17 protein-coding genes and 1 pseudogene are annotated in these 20,807 nt (G+C 45.2%); 12 read left to right on the top strand and 6 right to left on the bottom strand.

Annotated features, from left to right (window positions below; translation table 11 throughout):
• Positions 1-6: 6 nt before the first annotated feature.
• Positions 7-696, bottom strand: a complete 690-nt coding sequence (locus tag M4I42_RS08785; RefSeq protein ID WP_008881431.1) for a lantibiotic protection ABC transporter ATP-binding protein — start codon at positions 694-696, stop codon at positions 7-9.
• A gap of 342 nt (positions 697-1,038) precedes the next feature.
• Between M4I42_RS08785 and M4I42_RS08780 the strand changes: the two are divergent.
• A pseudogene (locus M4I42_RS08780) lies at positions 1,039-1,386 on the top strand (Asp-tRNA(Asn)/Glu-tRNA(Gln) amidotransferase subunit GatB); the annotation flags it as partial.
• 41 nt (positions 1,387-1,427) lie between these two features.
• Here the strand turns inward: M4I42_RS08780 and M4I42_RS08775 are convergent.
• Positions 1,428-1,889: a hypothetical protein gene (locus tag M4I42_RS08775; RefSeq protein ID WP_268851828.1), complete on the bottom strand. Its 462-nt coding sequence runs from the start codon at positions 1,887-1,889 to the stop codon at positions 1,428-1,430.
• Between the two features lie 193 nt (positions 1,890-2,082).
• Here M4I42_RS08775 and M4I42_RS08770 point away from each other — a divergent pair, with 193 nt between their 5' ends.
• The 11 genes from M4I42_RS08770 to M4I42_RS08720 all read left to right on the top strand — a co-directional run bounded on the left by M4I42_RS08770 (position 2,083) and on the right by M4I42_RS08720 (position 17,095).
• Positions 2,083-3,564, top strand: coding sequence for a TIGR02677 family protein (locus M4I42_RS08770; RefSeq protein WP_268851827.1), 1,482 nt, complete (start codon positions 2,083-2,085; stop codon positions 3,562-3,564).
• A 13-nt stretch (positions 3,565-3,577) separates the two neighbouring features.
• Positions 3,578-4,744: a TIGR02678 family protein gene (locus M4I42_RS08765; RefSeq protein WP_268851826.1), complete on the top strand. Its 1,167-nt coding sequence runs from the start codon at positions 3,578-3,580 to the stop codon at positions 4,742-4,744.
• A complete protein-coding gene (locus M4I42_RS08760) occupies positions 4,734-8,879 on the top strand; it encodes a TIGR02680 family protein (protein WP_268851825.1) in 4,146 nt (1,381 codons plus the stop codon). The genes M4I42_RS08765 and M4I42_RS08760 overlap by 11 nt, the downstream gene beginning before the upstream one ends.
• Positions 8,863-10,107 carry a TIGR02679 family protein gene (locus M4I42_RS08755; RefSeq protein ID WP_268851824.1) on the top strand — a complete coding sequence of 415 codons (1,245 nt, stop codon included), beginning with the start codon at positions 8,863-8,865 and terminating at the stop codon, positions 10,105-10,107. The genes M4I42_RS08760 and M4I42_RS08755 overlap by 17 nt, the downstream gene beginning before the upstream one ends.
• A 57-nt stretch (positions 10,108-10,164) precedes the next feature.
• Positions 10,165-10,833 (top strand): helix-turn-helix domain-containing protein, encoded by a 669-nt coding sequence (locus tag M4I42_RS08750; protein ID WP_268851823.1) that lies wholly within the window; start codon positions 10,165-10,167, stop codon positions 10,831-10,833.
• Positions 10,830-11,441 carry a PIN domain-containing protein gene (locus M4I42_RS08745; protein ID WP_268851822.1) on the top strand — a complete coding sequence of 204 codons (612 nt, stop codon included), beginning with the start codon at positions 10,830-10,832 and terminating at the stop codon, positions 11,439-11,441. Before M4I42_RS08750 ends, M4I42_RS08745 begins: the two co-directional genes overlap by 4 nt.
• Entirely contained in the window at positions 11,434-12,783 is a 1,350-nt protein-coding gene (locus M4I42_RS08740) for an aldehyde dehydrogenase (RefSeq protein WP_268851821.1), read from the top strand. Before M4I42_RS08745 ends, M4I42_RS08740 begins: the two co-directional genes overlap by 8 nt.
• 548 nt (positions 12,784-13,331) lie before the next feature.
• Positions 13,332-14,441 carry an ABC transporter ATP-binding protein gene (locus M4I42_RS08735; RefSeq protein WP_442864092.1) on the top strand — a complete coding sequence of 370 codons (1,110 nt, stop codon included), beginning with the start codon at positions 13,332-13,334 and terminating at the stop codon, positions 14,439-14,441.
• Entirely contained in the window at positions 14,428-15,222 is a 795-nt protein-coding gene (locus M4I42_RS08730) for an ABC transporter permease (protein ID WP_268851819.1), read from the top strand. Before M4I42_RS08735 ends, M4I42_RS08730 begins: the two co-directional genes overlap by 14 nt.
• Positions 15,223-15,227: 5 nt before the next feature.
• Positions 15,228-16,025 carry an ABC transporter permease gene (locus M4I42_RS08725; protein WP_268851818.1) on the top strand — a complete coding sequence of 266 codons (798 nt, stop codon included), beginning with the start codon at positions 15,228-15,230 and terminating at the stop codon, positions 16,023-16,025.
• The gene (locus tag M4I42_RS08720) at positions 16,022-17,095 is read left to right on the top strand and encodes an ABC transporter substrate-binding protein (protein WP_268851817.1); all 1,074 of its coding nucleotides are present in this window, start codon (positions 16,022-16,024) and stop codon (positions 17,093-17,095) included. Before M4I42_RS08725 ends, M4I42_RS08720 begins: the two co-directional genes overlap by 4 nt.
• Positions 17,096-17,154: 59 nt before the next feature.
• Here the strand turns inward: M4I42_RS08720 and M4I42_RS08715 are convergent, their stop codons facing one another.
• From M4I42_RS08715 to M4I42_RS08700, 4 genes are all read right to left on the bottom strand, one after another.
• Positions 17,155-17,802: a PspA/IM30 family protein gene (locus M4I42_RS08715; RefSeq protein WP_268851816.1), complete on the bottom strand. Its 648-nt coding sequence runs from the start codon at positions 17,800-17,802 to the stop codon at positions 17,155-17,157.
• Positions 17,803-18,351: a hypothetical protein gene (locus M4I42_RS08710; protein WP_268851815.1), complete on the bottom strand. Its 549-nt coding sequence runs from the start codon at positions 18,349-18,351 to the stop codon at positions 17,803-17,805.
• Between the two features lie 283 nt (positions 18,352-18,634).
• The gene (locus M4I42_RS08705; protein WP_268851814.1) at positions 18,635-20,008 is read right to left on the bottom strand and encodes a sensor histidine kinase; all 1,374 of its coding nucleotides are present in this window, start codon (positions 20,006-20,008) and stop codon (positions 18,635-18,637) included.
• Entirely contained in the window at positions 19,998-20,660 is a 663-nt protein-coding gene (locus M4I42_RS08700; RefSeq protein WP_268851813.1) for a response regulator transcription factor, read from the bottom strand. The genes M4I42_RS08705 and M4I42_RS08700 overlap by 11 nt, the downstream gene beginning before the upstream one ends.
• Positions 20,661-20,807: the final 147 nt, after the last annotated feature.

The raw sequence follows: 20,807 nt of genomic DNA, 5'->3' as shown, positions 1-20,807 counted from the left end.
CCTTCATTACTCGTTCACTACATCGACAAAGAGTTTTTCGAGATCTTGGCTTTCGTCTATTTTCCCTTCGTACCTGAGTTTTCCGTTTTGGATAATGCCAATATAATCGGCTAATTGCTTAACTTCGGACAAAATATGGCTCGATAGAATGACGGTGATCCCGTTTTCGGTAAACGATTGAATGAGTTTTCGCAAGTCCTGTATGCCTAATGGGTCCAGGCCGTTTGTTGGTTCGTCGAGAATGAGCAGCTTTGGATGGTTTAAAAGTGCTTTGGCAATTCCTAATCGCTGTTTCATTCCGAGGGAAAATTGAGATGCTTTCTTTTTCCCTGTATTTTCTAAGCCGACGATGTTCAAAACTTCTTGGATCCGCGACTCAGGCAAATGAAGCAATTTAGCGTGAACAAGCAAGTTTTCATGAGCCGTTAGATTGCCGTAAAGAGCAGGGGATTCGATCAGCACACCGATATCTTTTAAGTCTTTTCTGCTCCAAGGATGGCCGTTGATCATGATTTCCCCTTTCGTAGGACGCAAAAGCCCTGTCAGCATTTTTAAAAGGGTTGACTTTCCGGCTCCATTTGGTCCGAGCAATCCATAAACCGTCTGTTTCTTGACTTTAATGGATACATCATCTACGACGAGTTGTTTCCCAAACGCTTTGCTTACATGATGGGTCTCTAACATATACTCTCCCATGTTCATTCTCCTCCTATATATAGAAAATTGGGTGGTGATGTTGCTTTTAGCTGGCATTAGCGAAAGGAGCGATGGCGATATCCGTGCTGTGTTTCATATTAATGGCTCAATGTAATGTTTTTATAAGAAAATGAGCACATGGATGATGTTTTTTACAGATTGGGCTTCGTACCTTGGTTTATCGTTTGCTGTTGCCGTGATCAGCGTTCTTCATTGATCAGTGAATGAAAATGATTGGAAATATCGATGGATTTGAGCGGTTAAGCTGATGTCACATGTGGTGAGGAAACAGAATGGTCAAGGGGGATGTTGTGGGCGAACAGTGCCTGGCACTGTTCGCCCGACATTGCTTTAACGCCAAAAAGTCTTGCAAGCATGATTAAACTTATTCAAAACGGCACGATTTCGTCAAAAATTGCGAAGAAAATCTTTAAAGAACTTGTGGAAAAAGGCGGCGATCCGGAACAAATCGTCAAAGACCAAGGGCTTGTGCAAATTTCTGACGAAGCGACGTTGCGCAACATTGTGCTCGAAGTGCTCGATGCGAATCCACAATCGATCGAAGACTTCAAAAACGGAAAAGACCGTGCGATTGGCTTCTTAGTCGGTCAAATTATGAAAGCAACAAAAGGACAAGCCAACCCACCGCTTGTCAATAAGCTATTGCTTGAAGAGATCAATAAACGATAAGGATAAAGCGGCATTGCCTCCCGGACAATGCCGCTTTATTTTTATAGGTGTACAAGCTTTTGTAACGTGCTTTCTACTTTAAATACACGGTTGTTTAATACTTGGATGCTCGATTCGTGGTCGGTGAGGGCAGGGAGTACTTTCTCTTCGAGTATGTTAGTTAAGCGGGTGATGTTTCCTTGCATGTTGTGGACATCGAGTGCGAGTGCATCGTATTTTGCGGCGAGCACCTCTTGACCATGACGAACCGCTTCACAAATCGCCTTCGTTTCGAGCGTTCTTTCGTCGAGTAGTTGCACTTTTTCGTCAAGTGCTTGGACTTTTCCATCAAGTGCTTGGACTTTTCCATCAAGTGCTTGGACTTTTCCATCAAGTGCTTGGACTTGTTGGCGTAAGGAAGACACTTCTTTTTCTAGCACATCCACTCGTTTTTCCAGCGATTCGACTTTTTCGCGGGTTGCTTTGACTTCATGAAGAATTTCATAAAGCAACTGTTCCACCATTTCGTTCACCTCCTTTTCGTTTCCATTTTACACGAATCGACAGCGGATGGCTAGCGAACATTTTCATTTTTTTGGGCGCGATGCCCATGTACGGGGCGAGCACATTTTCCCATTGATGTTTTAGTAGAGAATCGGTACATGATCGATTACAATATATAATAGTAGACGAACGATGGAATAAGGGGAGCGAAAGATGGATACGTCATGGCTAAAGCCGATTACAGAGGCGAAATATTTAGTAGTAGACAACGCGTACCGGTACCGTGCGATTTTGCGCTATTTTTACACACAGCACGAGCGAATGCGCCAATATTTGTTCCCAGAAGAAGTGTACGCTTTTTTAAAACAATTCGATGAATTTCAAGATTATACAGAAGAAGAGCTGCAACAAGACTTAGAGCAGCTCGTGAAATGGAAAAACTTAATTGCTAGGCAAGAAACGGGTCATATTCGGACGATCGAAGAATTTAAGAAGAAACGGTTTCGGTACCAATGCAGCCCGTATACGGTCGAAATCGAACGAATGATTCGCACGCTTGAGCAGCTAGGGGATACGTTTGGCGGCTCGCTCGAAAAAACACGATTTGATCGCCTGTATGCATCACTTGTCCGAATGGAATCGATTATTCACGCTGGATTTGTCGAAAAACGAGAGGAAATGAATCAAGTGTGGGAAGAAACGTTCGATTATTTTAAAAAAATCATTCAAAATTCTGCCGATTACATCGCCTATTTAAACGGAGAAAACATGGAAGAACGAATGATGTCTGATTCGTTTCTCGTGTATAAAGAGCAATTTACCGCCTATTTGCGCGATTTTATCGTCGCATTACAAAAAACATCGATGCAAATTGAAAAACTGCTCGAAGATTTGCCAGACGAGGAAGTGGGGCGTTTTATTGACGAGGTCGTTGCCTACCAATTAGCCATCCCACGCTTTGAAGGCGCAGTTTTTTCGCGTGAACAGCTAACGGAAGAGAAGCTAGACACGTGGCGCAGTTTAAAAGAATGGTTTTTAGGGCGAAACGGACACGAAAGCGAACTGTCGTTTTTACAAAAGCAGACGAACGAAGCCATTCGGCGAATGACGCGCGTCGTCCAGCGGTTAGGAGAGCGCCATCATCATTTTCGCAGCCGAAAGAAAGACTATTTACATTTAGCAAAATGGTTTTCGTCATTGGAAACGGTAGAAGAAGCGCATAAACTGTCAGCGGTTGTATTCGGCTGTTTCCATACAAAACACATCGTTGCCGAAAACGATGCAACGGAGAACATGTACCGCGATATTTGGGAGGAACAGCCGGCAGAATGGCTCGTAAAACCGCGTGTTCGCCACTACCGAGAAAAGAAAAAGCCAGAAGCAATGATCGATAGGCGAAAAGAAAAAGAGGAAACGATGATCGCCTACTTAGTAGCGAAGCAACAAGAAGAAGAGCAGCTGGAACAACTCATAAACGACGGGAAAATCATACTTCGGGAACTCCCGGTCGTTGCTTCGCACATCCGCAAGACGTTGCTCGGATGGATTGCGAAAGCGATGGGGCGAGAAGACCGGATTGTACAAACGGAAAACGGGTGGAAAGTGAAAGTTGTCCAACGTGAAGGAACGATTGTACTGAAAGCAGAAGACGGCACGCTAATGATGCCAAATTACGAAATCCATTTGCTAGATTAGGAGAAGAGAAAGAATGGAAAAAGAGTTTGATGAGAAAGCAAAAGAAGCGTTAACCGCGTTGTTTGAACATTTTTGGATTGTCCGTGAAAAAGAACCGGAACTTTTTCAAAAAATACGCGAACGGGAAAAAGTGCTGAAGCGGTATGTGCAAGAAAAATTCGGCTATCGGTTAATTGTACATCGCTATTTTGCCAAGCTCGAAAAAATACCGGCAGAGCCGGAAGCATGGATGGGAATTGAATCGTTTCAAGAACCGTTGGATTACGCCTTATTTTGTTGTTTGCTTGCGTACTTAGAAGGAAAAGCGGTCGAAGAAAAATTTTTATTGTCTGACGTATGCGAAGAAATAAAAGCGATGTATCCAGGAGAAACGGCGCTTGACTGGACGAATTATCAACATCGGCGCGCCCTTATTCGCGTCTTGAAAACAGCCGAGCAAATTGGGATTGTACATCACGTCGACGGGGAACTCGAGGCGTTTGCGAATCAAGAAGACGGAGAAGCGTTGTATGAAGTCCCTGTATTGTCCCGTTATTTTATGCGCTCGTACCCGAAAGATTTTATTCAATATGAAACGATCGAGCAGCTGCTTGAAGAAGAATGGAAAGCAGCGCCGGACGACTACCGACGCCACTCAATTTATCGGCAGCTCTTTTTATCGCCTGTCGTGTACCGCCGGCAGAAAGACGACCCAAACTTTTATTATTTGCGCAACTTCCGCCATCGGTTGCGTGACGATATCGAGGCACATACCGATTTTCGCTATGAATTATATAAAAACGCAGCGTTGCTGACGATTCCAGAACGGCAACATGTGTATACATTGTTTCCAGACCAAAAAGGGACGTCGGATATCATCCTTCATTTCGCCACTGTCGTACGCGCTCATTTGGACAACTATCCACCGGATGAATACGGACAAATCCACGTGACGATGTCCGATTTTCATCAGTTGCTTCACCAATGCATTGAGCAATTTGGCGAAGGCTGGAGCAAAACGTATCGTGAAATGACGATGGCACAACTCTCGTCTGAGCTGCTCGCTGCTTTAAAAGAATGGAAGATGGCAGAGCATGAACAGGAAACGGGGATGGTCGTGCTTTACCCGCTACTTGGACGGCTTGTCGGTCGATATCCAGACGATTTTATAATGAAAGGAAGAGACGATGATGACGAATAAGTGGGTGCTTCATCGCGCTGGGTTCATCAATTTTTGGTATTACGATGAGCAATATTTTGAGTTTGCGGACGGCAAGCTGCTGCTTCGCGGCACGAACGGCTCTGGCAAATCGGTGACGATGCAAAGCTTGCTTCCTGTCTTGTTGGATGGAAAAAAAACGCCGGACCGGCTCGATCCGTTCGGTTCACGGGCACGGAGAATGGAAGATTACTTGCTTGGCGAAAAGGAAATTGTCGACCGCGATGAGCGGACAGGCTATTTGTTTTTAGAATATAAACGCCAACAGACGGACCAATACGTGACAACGGGCATCGGCTTGCGGGCAAAACGGCAAAAAAATATGGATTTTTGGGGGTTCGTCATTTTTGATAACCGCCGCATCGGCCGTGATTTATTTTTATATAAAACGGAGAAGTCGGCAAGCGGAACAGAAAAAATTCCGCTCACGAAACGCGAATTAGCCAATCTGCTTGGCAACGGCGGAACGGTCGTCGATTCGCAAAAAGAATATATGGAGCTCGTCAATAAACACGTCTTCCGCTTTGAATCGATGGAGGCGTTTCAAGAATTAATTGAGCTATTGATTCAATTGCGCAGTCCGAAGCTATCGAAAGACTTTAAGCCAACCGTTATTTATGAAATTTTAGAAAGCTCGCTTCCGGCGCTGACGGATGAAGAGTTGCGCCATTTATCGGAAACGATTGAAAATATGGACCAAACGAAGCAACAACTTGAGCAGCTCGAGCGGGATGAGCAATCGTTAAAACGGCTTTGTTCCCAATACCGCGCGTATAACGAATATATGATGGCCGAAAAAGCAAGCGAATGGATGAAGGCAGACAAACATGTGAAGCGGCTAGCAGAAGAAGGAAAACAATGGCTTACAGAGGAAGCAGAAAAACAAACGCACCTTGCTGATTTGAGCGAATACATTCAAACGCTTGCGAACGAGCAGGACGTATTGCATCAGCGAGAATTAGAGTTAGCGAGCCATGAAGTGTTTCAAGCAGCGAAACAATACGAGCGCGTCCAGCAAGAAATACGAGACATCCACGAAAAGCAACAAAAACTGTTGCGGCAAGTCGACGAAAAAGAGCAATTGGAACGCCGTTATAAGCGCCAACTAGAAGAAAGCAATGACAAGCGATATGGAACGGAAAAACAGATCAACGAACAGTTAGAGGAGTTACGCCAAGATGCAATAGAAAGTTCATTCCATGCCCATGACCTTAATGAAGCTGATTTTTCCCGCCATAGACAGGCGAATTTTGACTTTACCGTATGGAAGCGCGAGGGACAGGTGTATGTTGAGAAACTAGAACAAGTTCTCACGTTTTGGCGCCGCCATGACGAGATGAAGGCGCGCTATGAAGAGACGAGTAAAGAGGTAGGCGATCTGCAGCGGGAAGTAGACGAATTGCGCCATGAAGAAGCGAAATGGCTGGAAATGCTAGAAACAGAAAAATCCCGTTTCCAACAAGAAGTATTTCATTGGCTGGAACAATGTCGGGACGTTTCGGTACCGGAAGCATCTGTCCAACTGTTTTTACAGCGTCTGCACGAACTATACGAAACGTATCATGTCGACGAAATGAAACAACCGTTTGCGGAGGCGTATTACGAAGCGCTCAATCGAAAAAACGAAGAAAAAATGAAGCAAAGGCATGCGTGCACTTTACTTGAAGAGAAGATTGCCACAAAAGAAGCCGAATGGCAACAATGGAAGACGCAAAAAGACCCAGAGCTAGCGCGCGATGAACAAACGATAGCGGCGCGAGCGGAGTTAAACGAAAAAGGTATTGCCTTCGTGCCGTTTTATGTAGGAGTGGAATTTCAAGACCATGTGCCAGAGCCGCTTCGGGAGCGGATTGAATCCGCGCTATATCACGCTGGGCTGCTCGATGCGTTGATTACGGAAACCGATGTCGAAGTAAGTTGTGACCGAGTGATTGTCCCACGCCCAGTCGAAATGGCGCATACATTAGCAGACTATTTACAGCCGGACGTAGATGAAGAGTGTGGGGTTTCAAAAGCGCGCATCGAAGAAGTGCTCCAGAGCATCGTTCTTGCCGATGGAGAAATGGACGGAGCGTTTGTGCTCAATGAAGCGGGCTATTATACGCTCGGATTAGTCAAAGGGCACGCACCGATGCGGGAAAAAGCGCTGTTTATTGGGCGGACTGCCCGCAAGCGCTGGCGGTTAGAAAAAATCGCTGCACTCGAAGCGGAATTAATTGAGCTTCGTGCTCATCTGCACGAGCAAACTGAAATGCTCAAGCAGCTCGATCAGGCAATTGAGCAAATGAAAAGCTGGTTTCGCGCCTTTCCAACCGACCGCGACATGCGTGCGGCTTTTGAAGAACGGGAGAAAACGAAGCGGCACATTATAAGCAAGCAACAAGAATGGGAGCGGAAAAACGAGAAGCTTGCCCAACTAGCCCGCGACTGGCAACAAGCAAAACAAACGTTGCGTGAACAAACAGAAGGGCTCGATTTAGAATTTTCCAAAGACGGATATGAACAGGCGCTTCTCTTTATGAAATCGTATATGCGGCGTCTGCATGAACTTGAGCTTACCCATCAAGCACTTACTCATGTGCTCGACACCATTGATCGTCTCACGGAGCAGTTAGAAACGTTGCAGCAAGAAATCGATGAAACAAAAGGCGAACGAAATGTGCTAGCGAAAGAGCAGCAAAAACTAGATTTGAAGCGACAAGAAATCGAACGGACGCTACAACTAATGGGCGCAGAAGAAATTCAAGCAGAAATTCAGCGCGTTCGCGACCGATTGGCGTTTTTGCAGCAGGAAATGCCAGCGAAACTGAACGAGCGTATCGCGCTAGAGCATGAGCTAAAAGCTATTGGCGAAAAATGCGAACAGTTGGTGGTGAAAGAAGCGTTCGCTAAGCGGTTAGCGGAGGCGTGGAAGCGGTCGTTTGAGCGAGAGGTCGCCCTTGAACTTGTTGACCTGCATGCCCATGATACGTTCGAACAGGCGAAAGAGGCGATTCAGCGATATGGGGCGCTGTTAAAAGAAACGAGAACGTCGCTTGTGAATCGGTTAAATAGCGTCTTTTTCCAAGAATCAGCCAATTTAACAGAATACCGGCTCAACCAAGAACCGGTTGTGGCGGAGGAAACAAATCCGTTTACTGATATCGAGCTAGACGAAGAAATGGAATTAAAAGTCGCTGGATGGAGAGAAAAACAAGACCGTATCGTGCTTTTGCTTGATTATAAAGGGCAGCGCGTATCGCCGTTTTACGTATGGAACGAAATCGAGCACGACATTTTCTTGCAGCGCGAATATATGAAAGAGCAAGACCGCGAATTGTATGAAGAAATTATTTTAAAAACAATCGGGCGGATTTTGCGCAGCCGTATCCAACGGGCGGAACGTTGGGTAAAAGATATGAATGAGTTGATGCAACAGCTCGATACGTCTTCCGGCCTTGTGTTGTTCATTCAATGGAAGCCGCGCACAGCGGAAACAGAAGAGGAGATGGATACGAAAGAGCTTGTCGAGTTGTTGCGAATGAACTCGCGGCTATTGAAAGAGGAAGATTTGCAGCGGGTGACGAAACATTTCCGCTCAAAAATTAACCGTGCACGCGAGTTGTTAGAAGAGCGCGGTCAAGGCAATACGTTGCACCAAATTATTAAAGAAGTGTTGGACTATCGGAAGTGGTTTTCATTTACGCTTTATTACCAAAAGACGAACGAACCGAAACGGGAGTTGACGAACCAACGTTTCTATCAATTTAGCGGCGGGGAGAAAGCGATGGCGATGTATATTCCGTTATTTGCCGCGACGTATTCGCGCTATCAAGAAGCGGCAGAAGATGCACCGTACATTATTTCGCTTGATGAAGCGTTCGCGGGGGTAGACGAAAATAATATTCGCAACATGTTCGGGCTTGTCGAACAACTTGGGTTTAATTATGTGATGAACTCGCAGGCGCTTTGGGGCGATTACGATACAGTTCCGGCGCTATCGATTTGTGAACTCGTTCGTCCGAAAAACGCTTCGTTCGTGACGGTCATTCGCTATTATTGGAACGGAAAAGTAAAGCAGCTTGTCACCGAGGATGAACTAGCAAGAAAGGGTGAGCTCATTGAGCCGATTAGATGAGGCGGTGCAATTTTTTCGCGGTGAACGTTCGTTTCACCGCCTTTTTTGCGAAATGAAAAAGAAATACGAATCGCTTGGCCGCATTGGCGGTACGATTTCGCTTTATGACTTTTCCAGTGAGGAAAAGGAAGCGATTGATTCATTTTTTGGCAAAGAAATGAGTCGCGTATCGCTCGCCGCTTTTGAAAAACAGCTCCAAAATACACGGTTTGCCGGCATTTCTCTTGTCGAGCTGCTGTCGCATTATTTTGGCGAACCGCTTGTGACGAAAAAAGAGCAACAACGAGAAATAGAGCGGGAAAAAGAAGCATACTTTGCGCGGCTTATGAATACGTATCGAGCACAGCGCGATTGGCTGATGGCGGTTGAGAAGCAGCGGTTTGTGCAATTAACTTATCAGCAAAATCCTCAAGCGCTAGAAACAGCAATTTCCGTCGTTTGCCGCGCGCTTGAACAGCTTCCGTCCACGTACGTGCGTCTACCAGTGTTTGCGCAACAAGTGGCGAACGACCCGCATGTGTTTGATTTGCATACGCTTGCGGGGAAGTTATTGCTTTCGGCGCTGCAATTTTACGCGGAAAAAGATTACGACATATCATCGGTCGAAGAGGTGAACGAATTATTGCAGTCGTATCGGCTGTTGCGGGAAGATGTGCTGAACTTTGTCACGTGCGCCGGCGTGATGGCAGAAACAGAGAGCGGACGCCATCTTGTATGGGCCGCTGCGTGTGAAACGAACACCGCGCTTAACATACCGCTTCGGGAAGTAATGCCATTGACACGGGCGTATCCGTCCATTGGCAACACCGTCTTTGTCGTCGAAAATGCGGGCGTGTTTTCGACGCTATTAGATACGAACGTGCCGCTCATTAGCACAAACGGTCAGCTCAATTTAGCGACGATGTGGCTGCTTGATTTGCTTGTAAAAGAAGGAGTCATTCTTTATTATTCGGGCGATTTTGACCCAGAAGGATTAAAAATGGCTCAGCGCCTTGTCGAGCGGTACGGGCAATCGGTGCGGCTTTGGCATTACAACCGTGCCGATTATTTAGTAACAAAACCGACCGTTCCGTTGCCGGACGAGCGCTTAGCGAAATTGCAATCGGTCACGCTTCGTGACTTGCAGCCAGTAAAACAAGAAATGTTGCGGCGGAAAAAAGCGGGATATCAAGAGGCGATTGTGGAAGCGTTGAGGAGGGAGGTGGAGGGAGATGTTGATTTTATTTGAATTGTTGATTTTGTTGGAGTTTTGGTAGTAAAATAATTTTAACAGGAGGTGGGAAAAGTGACACGTGCCATCGACCGAGAGCAAGAACATATGTGGGATAGTGTGTACATTCTTTCGCAAATTAATAGTGAAAAGGCGAAAGCTGTATTTAAAGCAGCAATTGAAAAATCTTTTTGGCAACTAGGGATTACGCTCCCTGTTTTTTCAACCATTCGCTTTTCATTGCCAAATGAGGAGCACCTTTCCTTGCTTCGGGACATCGAAAAGAAAATGCGAGAGGCTTATACAACGAAAGAACAGGAGAAGGCGTATGAATATTTAGTGGATTATATTGAACAGCTGTCCGAAATAGCGGAAGGTGATTCACTGACTGTTCGCAAAAAATTGCTTGTTTCCCTGTTAAATGAAAGTGCTAAATTAAACAATAAAGTAAAAAACTACCATCTACCAACCTCTATCGTTTCATTTCCATCTAGACAGACTGCTATTGCTTATTACACGACGACTGAAGTGGCGAAAAAGCTCGGGTTAAGTGACCAAACGATTCGACGAATGTGTGAAATTGGAAAATTCCCAGGAGCATATAAAACAGATGGCGGTCATTGGAGAATTCCACAAGACATTTTTGTTACAACGCCGGAACAAGATGACCGTGCAGAGCAAGTCCTACACCAAATCGATAGAAAGAATCAAGAGGCAGGGGATGTAGATGAATTTAATCTATGATTCCCTGCGTCCCCCCTAAAGTATTGATCGACACGACCGTTTTATGCGGTGCGCTGCGAGTCGATGGAATCAACCGAAAGATTCTTAAAGCTGCTCGTTTCCCACATTTCTTTCAGCCAGTCATATCACGTGTTTGTTTATTTGAGTTTGTTAGAAATGCTTTCCAAGGACTTGGAAAAGGAGATAAGATGGTTATATACACTCTGCAAGAAATCGAAGCATTTTTAAACGAATTTTTATGTCCAATCTTTCGGTACTATACAAACCTTCCTGTCAATAGCTTAGTTGGTCGGTATAGTGTTGAAACAATCATGCGAGAGAATCGTCCGATTGGAGAAGTATTGGTCGAGTTAAGCGGATGTGATCACGAAACTGCTAAGCAGATTATTACTTCGCAAGAAATGTCTGAGCCACTTTATCGTTTTGATCAAGAAGACTTTCATGTTTGGATAACAGCTATTCAAGAGGAATGTGATTACATACTTACGACCAATTATCGGCGATTTCCAGCCCAGATTGGATCGATTAAGCGCATTCATCCGAGGGAGTTTTATAGGTATTTATCTGATATGGAATATGTATTTAAAGAGAGGGAAAGCGATGAATGACATTCTGCAAAAACAGAAGCGGTATTTTCGCACAGGGGCAACGCTTTCGTTGTCTTTTCGGCTTGCGCAGCTTGCTCGTTTGAAAGAAACGATTCAAGCACATGAACAAACGATTATTGATACATTGGCGAAAGAGCTGAATAAATCACCATTTGAAGCATATACGACAGAAATCGGGATCGTGTATGAAGAAATCCATTTTATCACGAAGCGGCTTGCTCGATGGATGAAGCCGAAGCGCGTACCGACGCCGTTGACGCACTTTGGCTCAAAAAGCTACGTATATCCAGAGCCATACGGAGTAAGCCTCATTATTGCGCCATGGAACTATCCGTTTCAGCTCGCGATTAGTCCGCTTATTGGCGCGATTGCGGCAGGAAATTGTGCAGTAGTGAAACCGTCTGAATATACGCCAGCGATGTCAACGCTGTTGAAAACAATCGTTGCCGAGGCGTTTCCGGAAGAGTATGTTACTGTCGTTGAAGGCGGGGGTGATGTAAGCCAAGAGCTACTTAGCTTGCGCTTTGACCATATTTTTTTCACCGGAAGCGTACCGGTCGGAAAAATCGTCATGGCGGCGGCTGCGAAACACCTTATTCCTGTCACATTAGAACTCGGTGGAAAAAGCCCAGCGATTGTCGATCAGTCTGCCCATCTCGAATTAGCCGCGAAACGAATCATTTGGGGCAAGTTTTTAAATGCTGGACAAACGTGCATTGCCCCTGATTACGTCCTTGTACACGAAGCGGTGAAGCAGCCGTTGTTTGAAAAAATGAAGCGATATATGGATGAACTGTACGGCAATCACGATACATACGGTCGTATTGTGAGCGAACGGCATGCAGAACGACTTGTTCGTTTTTTAGTAAATGGTACGGTGATACACGGTGGAAACTATGACATCAAACAGCGGTGGATTGAGCCGACGCTACTAGATGATGTAACGTGGGACGATGCCATCATGCAAGAAGAAATTTTCGGTCCTCTCTTACCTATTCTTACGTTCCAAACGATTGAGGAAGTGATTCACACAGTGCAAGCGAACGAAAAACCGCTCGCCCTTTATTTGTTTGCAGAAGACAAGCACATCGAGCAACAAGTGCTGGCACAAGTGAGCTTTGGCGGCGGCTGCATCAACGACACCATCATGCACATCGCCAACCCCCATTTGCCGTTTGGCGGCGTCGGACAAAGCGGAATCGGCGCTTACCACGGCAAGGCAAGCTTCGATGCCTTCTCACACTACAAAAGCGTCGTCAAACAAACAACAACTTTCGACATCCCAATTCGCTACCCGAACTTCCCAAATGCGCTCAAGTGGGTGCGGAAGTTGATGGGATAAGGAGATGCTGTTATTGGAGATTCTGTTTTAAAGAAGAATCAGAAACAATTTTTTGCATCAAATTTGGGAGTGTGGTATGCTTGTTCATAGAGAGCACCTCCTGAGTTTGTTTGTGTAGCCACTTACATTCTACAGGAAAGGTGCTCTTTTTTCTATGATGTTTATAGATATTATTGGGTAATCAACACGCCTGTTTTTATAACACGCTTTACTGATGCTTGTGAGGAAGAATCAGCAAATCAGTGGTTTTTTCACGTTCTTGTTCAGGAAAAAGTATCATTCGTCAAGTACATATTGTGGTGATGAATCTTTTTTTGTTTGTATGTAAATTTATGTTAGTGAATTTACTCATCTACAGTTATTTTATAAAATACCTGCTTTTATTATACAAATGATACGTCATGTTTGGCAACATAAGAGTAATAGTTCACAATTAGTGTCGACTTCCGCGGTTTGATCCTATTGATGACCGCTGTTAGTTGTTTGAAAAATTTTTTATCTGCAAAAACTCCCCATTGCACTCCCTTTTCCTACGTGTTCTAATAGAAATGATAAGAAAATTCGGAGTTTATTTTGTGTGTAACGGAGGGTTTGGGTTGGAACAGGAGATAATCATCCGCTTCGAGGGTGTGACGAAGCAGTATGATGGGCTTGTGGTGTTGGATGATGTGAGTTTTGAAATGGAGAAGGGGAAGTTTTATACGTTGCTTGGACCGTCGGGGTGCGGGAAGACGACGATTTTGCGCTTGATTGCTGGATTTACCGAGCCAACGACGGGGACGATTTATTTTCATGGGCAGCCGGTGAATCACGTACCAGCGAATAAGCGCCAAGTGAATACAGTGTTTCAAGACTATGCGTTGTTTCCGCATTTGGACGTGTTTGAAAACGTCGCGTTTGGCTTGCGGGTGAAGAAGATGAAGGAAGCCGATATTCGCGACAAAGTTGCGGAGGCGCTTCATTTTGTCAACTTGCAAGGATACGAAAATCGGAGAATTCAAGAAATGTCCGGTGGGCAAAGGCAGCGGGTGGCGATTGCGCGCGCGATTGTTAATGAACCAGAAGTGTTACTTCTAGACGAACCGCTTTCCGCACTCGATTTAAAGCTGCGCACGGAAATGCAATATGAGTTGCGCGAGCTGCAGCGCCGGCTTGGTATTACGTTTATTTTTGTGACACATGACCAAGAAGAAGCGCTGGCGATGTCCGATCAAATTTTTGTTTTGAATAAAGGAAAAATCGAGCAAAGCGGTACGCCGAAAGACATTTATGATGAGCCGGTCAACCGGTTTGTCGCTGACTTTATCGGCGAGTCGAACATTTTATCCGGCCGGATGGTGAAAGACTACCTTGTCGAGTTTGCCGGCAAACAATTTGAATGCGTGGACTACGGATTTCAGCCAAATGAGCGGGTCGATATCGTCATCCGTCCAGAAGATTTAGAAATTACGACGAAAGACCGCGGCAAACTGCGCGTGCGCGTCGATTCGCAGCTATTCCGCGGGGTACATTACGAAATTTGCGGTTATGATGAAAACGGCAACGAATGGCTTGTCCACTCGACGAAAAAAGCGGAAGTAGGGGAGGAAATCGGGCTTTATTTTGAAGCAGAAGCAATTCATGTCATGCGCGTAAAGGAAGAGGATGCCGATGAATAGCGTGCGCAACGTTTATTTATTCCCGTATGTAGTATGGATTGTTTTATGCGTCGTCGCACCGATCGCGTTGATCGTATATGATTCATTTTTCGATATCGAAGGGCATTGGACGTTAGAAAACTATGAAAAATTTTTTACGCCTGTGTACTTAAAAATGACACTTAGTTCATTTTGGTATGCGTTTTTAATTACGTTGTTTTCGCTCCTTATCGCCTACCCGACGGCGTATTTGTTGACGAAAACAAAGCATAAGCAATTATGGCTGTTAATGATCATTTTGCCGACATGGGTGAACTTATTGTTAAAGGTGTATGCGTTTTTAGGCATTTTTGGCACGTTTGGGCTGGCAAATGCAGTGTTAAACGCGATTGGCGTTGGCACAAAACAACTATTATTCACCGACTTTAGTTTCGTATTTGTGTCCGTATATATTTTTATTCCGTTTATGGTGTTGCCGATTTTTAATGCGCTGGAAGAATTGAATCCGTCGCTTGTCGATGCGGCGCGCGACTTGGGCGCTTCCGCGTGGACGACGTTTCGGCGCGTTGTGTTTCCGCTGACGCTCGATGGCGTAAAAGCAGGCTGCCAAGCCGTCTTTATCCCAGCGCTGTCGCTCTTTATGATTACGCGCTTAATTGCTGGTAACCGCGTTATAACGCTCGGGACTGCCATCGAAGAGCATTTCCTCGTCACGCAAGATTGGGGAATGGGGGCGACGATTGCGGTATTTTTAATTATGATTATGGCGTTCGTTGTCGTGCTGACGGGGAATCGGAGGTGATACGAATGCGGCGGCTGACATGGGGAAACGCATATTTACTCATCGTCTTTATCATCTTGTACACGCCGATTGTTTATTTGCTTGTGTATTCGTTCAACAGTGGCGGGACGATGCACCATTTTCAAGGGTTTACGCTCGAATGGTATAAAGAAGTGTTTCAAGATACTCGCCTGCTTATGATCGTTTTAAATACACTCATCGTTGCTTTATTGTCTGCGCTTATTTCCACCGTTTTAGGTGTTATCGGCGCGCTCGCGATTTATTATGTAAAAAGCCGGCAAGTCAAAAATACGCTTTTGACGTTCAATAATGTGCTGATTGTAAGCCCAGACGTGATTATCGGGGCGTCGTTTTTAATTTTGTTTACCCTTGCTGGGATTAAGCTCGGCTTTGTTTCGGTGCTATTGTCGCATATCGCCTTTAGTGTGCCGATTGTTGTATTAATGGTATTGCCGAAGCTGCAGGAAATGAGCCCGACGTGGATCGATGCGGCGCGCGACTTAGGAGCGAACGAGTGGCACATATTGACGAAAGTGATTTTGCCGTTTATCACGCCGGGCATTTTTGCTGGATTTTTTATGGCGCTTACGTATTCACTCGATGATTTTGCGGTGACGTTTTTTGTGACCGGAAACGGTTTTTCGACATTGTCGGTCGAAATTTACTCGCGGGCGCGGCAAGGGATTTCCCTATCGATTAATGCGTTGTCGACATTACTATTTTTGCTTACGATTTTTCTTGTCGCCGGCTATTATTGGATAAGCCAAAAAGGCAGTCGTTTGTATGGGATGTGGAAAAAATGAGAAAGCTTGTGCAATCGTTTATCGCAGTGTTGCTTCTTTCGCTTTTGCTTTTATACGTGTCCAACCGTCTGAATGAAGCAGAAGGGTATGCAGGGGACAATACATTAATTGTCTACAACTGGGGCGATTATATTGACTCTGAGCTTATTACGATGTTTGAAAAACAAACGGGGTTAAAAGTCATTTACCAAACGTTTGATTCGAACGAAGCGATGATGGCGAAAATCGCGCAAGGGGGAACGACGTTTGACGTCGCGGTGCCGTCGGAGTACGCCGTCAGCAAAATGAAAGAAGAAGGTCTGCTTCTCCCATTAGACCATAAGAAGCTGCCAAACTTAAAATACATCGACCCACGCTTTTTAAACTTATCGTTTGACCCGAATAATCGCTATTCTGTTCCGTATTTTTGGGGAACGGTCGGCATCGTTTATAACCGCGACATGCTTGGCGGCAAAAAAATTACGAGCTGGAACGACTTATGGGACAAAGATTTGCGCAATCAAATTTTGCTTGTCGATGGGGCGCGCGAAGTGATGGGCATGGCGTTAAACAGCCTTCATTATTCGTTAAATGATACGAATAAGGCGCATCTTGAGGAAGCGAAGCGGAAATTGGATGCCCTTACGCCGAATGTGAAAGCGATTGTCGGCGATGAGATTAAAATGTTGATTGCGAACGAAGAGGCAGCGGTCGGTGTCGTCTGGTCGGGAGATGCCGCAGAAATGATTGCCGAAAACGATAAGCTCGATTACGTCGTGCCGAAAGAAGGATCGAACTTATGGTTTGACAATATGGTCATTCCAAAAACGGCGAAAAATATTGACGGTGCGCACCAATTTATTAACTTCATGCTCGATCCGAAGCATGCCGCGCAAAATGCAGAATATGTCGGCTATTCCACGCCAAACAAAAAGGCGCTTGAGTATTTGCCGAAAGAGATCGTGGACGACAAACGTTTTTACCCGGACTTCGACTCCATCGAACATTTGGAGGTATATGAAAACTTAGGAAAACGAATGCTTGCTTATTATAATGAACTGTTCCTTGAGTTTAAAATGCATCGGAAATAAAACACATCCCCCTTGCTTAACACAAGGGGGTCATCTATATGAGAAAGGGGGAATGATGTTTATTCGGCTGCTTTCAATTTCGCTAATTCTTTTTCGACTTCTTCTTCGAGAATTGGCGGTGTAACGGCGCGTTGTGATTCATATACATAGCTGCTTGCTTTTGCTTCTGCTTCTAGGGCGAAAACGCGCTCTTCCATACGGGCAAAGCCTTTGAGCGCATGGTCTGGACGGAAAGAGACAAGCGCTTGGTTGATCGTTTGGATCGCTTTTGCCATATTCGCGCGGGCGATTAAATCAAGCTGCTTCACTTTCAACTCTTCATATGTTTCTTTTAATTTTTTAATTTGTTCTTTTAAGTATGTCGTTTTTTCAGTTAATGTGGTATACTGCTGCTTGTATGCATCAAGCTTTTTCTCATACATCAATTTTTCTTGCAAGGCCATTTTTGCGATGGCCTCTTCGTTTTTTTCCACCGCGAGCTTCGCTTGGCGTGCCCGCTTTTCGATCATTTCTTCCGCGTGCTGAATCAAACGCTCATAGCGGTGTTCGACGACAAATTGTTGGGCGAGCGCTTGTTGCGCTTTCTCAAGCTGTTCTTCTAATTCCCGAAGGTATTGTTTTGTCATGCTAATTGGGTCTTCACATTTGTCGATCAAGCTATGCAAGTCCGCAAGAACGACATTTTTGATACGTTTAAAAAGTCCCATTTATTTTTCCTCCTTTTGGATATTTTTTTCCCATTCGTCTAAAAAGTCACTAGTTTGTGCAGTCGGCACGGTAAACGGTACAACGTCTTCGTTGAACACGTGAGTCGTTGGTTGGCGTTTTTTATACATCACATACGCCACGAACAACGCCAACGGAATGAGCAACACTTTTGGCAGAAGGGCAACGATCCCGATTCCCATTAGCGCTATTCCTGCCCATTTCCAACCGGAGCGTTTTGATGTTTTCCAGATGATCCAGCCGATTGCGATCATCGCCAATTGGAAAAGAAGCGCGAGGACACCGAATAGCATCCAGCCGCCAGCCATCATGCCGCCACGCATTCCGTGATGGAAAGCAAAGTTGCGATGTTCGCCTAATTCACCACGGTGGAGCATGCTAGGTTGTCCATCGAACGCTTGAAAATGGCGCGGCCCGTCCATCATCATCCCGTGCATTCGTTCGCCAAACCCAACGTTCATGAACAACGCCAATCCACCTAACGTCACCGCTGCGAGCAACAACCAAAGCAACACCTTTCTCTTTTTCATCCTTTCACCTCCTTTGCTTGTCTACATGTTGTATTGTAGAAAAGAAAAGAGAAAATTAGGTGAAAAAGAGAAGGGGATAAAAAATTTGGTTCATCACCACAACATGTACTTGACAAGCGGGGGATTTTCTTGAGCCGCCGTGTACGAAAAATCTGATTTACTGATTTTTCCTTATAAGTACAGAGAAGGCGTGTTCTGAAATAGTCAAGTACAACTTTCGGTGAAGAGCCAAAAATTTTTTTGGTCAAAAAGAAAAAGAGCTTTTCGCAATCGAAAAGCCCCTTTAAAAAGGAATTTTCACAATAAACTCCGTTCCTTTGGCGACTTCGCTTTGAACGTGGATCGTTCCTTGATGGGCATCGACGATCCATTTGGCGATCGACAATCCGAGTCCGTGTCCGCCGTGCTGGCGCGTTCGCGCTTTATCGGCACGGTAGAAGCGGTCGAAAATGCGGCCGATGTCTTCCGGCGCGATGCCGATGCCGGTGTCTTTTACAGAGATTACTAATAGCTGGTGTTGCTTATATAGCTCGACCCGAAGCGAAAGCGACACGTGTCCGCCGTTTGGCGTGTACTTAATCGCGTTGTCTAGCAAAATGTATAGAAGCTGCGTCAATTTATCGGCATCGCCAGAGCCGACGACAGACTCTGGGCTATCGAAATGCAAATGAATGTCTTTTTTGTCGGCTAGTTCTTTTAACACTTGGATGGTTCGTTCGGCATGCGGACGGAAATCAAACGGCTCTTTCACAATTTCTAAAAAAGCATGTTCTGAATCCGAGCGGGCGAGCGTTAATAAATCGTTAATGAGCTTCGTCATTCGCTTCACTTCTTCGCGCAGCCGGTGCATCACTTTTTGGCTAAATTCGCTCACTTTTACTTCCTCATCCATCTCGAGCGCTTCTACGGAAGAGAAGATGACACTTAACGGCGTTCTTAGTTCATGCGAAGCGTTGGCGACAAATTCGCGCTGGCGGTTATACGCTTCTTGAATGGGAACAAGCGCCCGTTTTGACATAAAATGACTTAGCAAAACCGCAACGCCAATAAATAAGACGGCAAGCCCGATAAATATCATCCATAGCCACTTAAACAACCGCGAAAACGTCGTTGTGTCCATCCCAACATATAGCACACCAACAAGTTGGTTATGGACGATAATCGGCCGAGCAGCGGCTAAAAGCCTTAGTTCAAGCGAGCGAAACCGCGAAAATTCGTGTTGGCGGGACGGCAGGCTGACGTCAATGTATTTTAACTCTTTTTCGTTCGGCGTCCACTCTTGTAGCGCGGCTAAAAGCGCCGGTCTTACCCCTCTGTTCACCTCATCGCCCATTATAAGCTCTCCCCTTGGATTAACCACATAGAAAAAAAACTGATCTTCGCTTAAAAAAACAACGTTTTGGTTATCCAGAAAATCGAGCAACGTCTGCTGGGCTAAAATATCTTCAATCGCTTTTCTTTCTTGATCGGCAAGGCTATTCACTCGCCGTTCTTGATCGTGTGTAATAATTATATAAAGAAGCGAATAAACAATGACAATAAAAAGCGTCAAAAACACCATCAGCATTCCGCTATACAGCGCGGTGAGCCGAAACTGCGTCAGGCGGAACATATCTTGACTGTTTTTGCGCCAAAACGCCAGAATGTTAGTCTTCAATTTTATACCCCACCCCGCGTACAGTCTGAATGATGTCCTCATCAAGCTTTTTCCGTAGCAGCTTAACAGTCGCATCAATCGTTTTCATCGACACGTCCGCATCATAGCCCCAAATACGGTCAAGGAGCGTTTCCCGCGTCAATACGCGCCCTTTATTTTGCAATAACAAATCCAGCAGCTGGAATTCGCGCGGCGTGAGGAAAATTTCTTGATCGCCACGATGGAGCGTATGGCTCGTCCGATTTAAGACAAAATCTTTAAAGCGGACGATTTCTTCTTGAATCGGCACAAACGTGCGACGGGACAACGCTTTTAACCGCGCGACAAGCTCATCGATTTCAAACGGTTTGATGAGATAATCATCCGCCCCTGCCTCAAGCCCTTGAACGCGGTCTTGTACCGCATCTTTCGCCGTCAGCATTAAAATCGCTCCCGAGTACCCTTTCTTGCGCAGACGTTTGCAAATTTCGACCCCATCTCCGTTCGGCAACATCCAATCTAAAATGATGACATCGTAAAAGGAAGCAAGCGCATATTCGTACGCATCTTCCCCTTCTTGCACCCAATCGACTTTATCGGCCCCTTTTTTCTTTAACATATGAACGATCAATTCTCCTAAATAAAGATCATCTTCGGCCAAAAGCAGCTTCATCTTATCTCCCTTCTTTCCCTGCACATTTCTATTCAAATCATACCAAATGTTGATGAAAAAAAAGTGAAAACTTTGTACAATAAAAGAAAATACATTTTTTATCAGAAGAAAGAAAAATGTCAACTACCCACCACTTAAAGCCTTGGT

Source organism: Anoxybacillus sp. J5B_2022, assembly GCF_026847645.1.
Lineage (GTDB): Bacteria > Bacillota > Bacilli > Bacillales > Anoxybacillaceae > Anoxybacteroides.
Note: the sequence above shows the minus strand (reverse complement) of the source record. Positions and strands in the feature narration are given on the sequence as shown.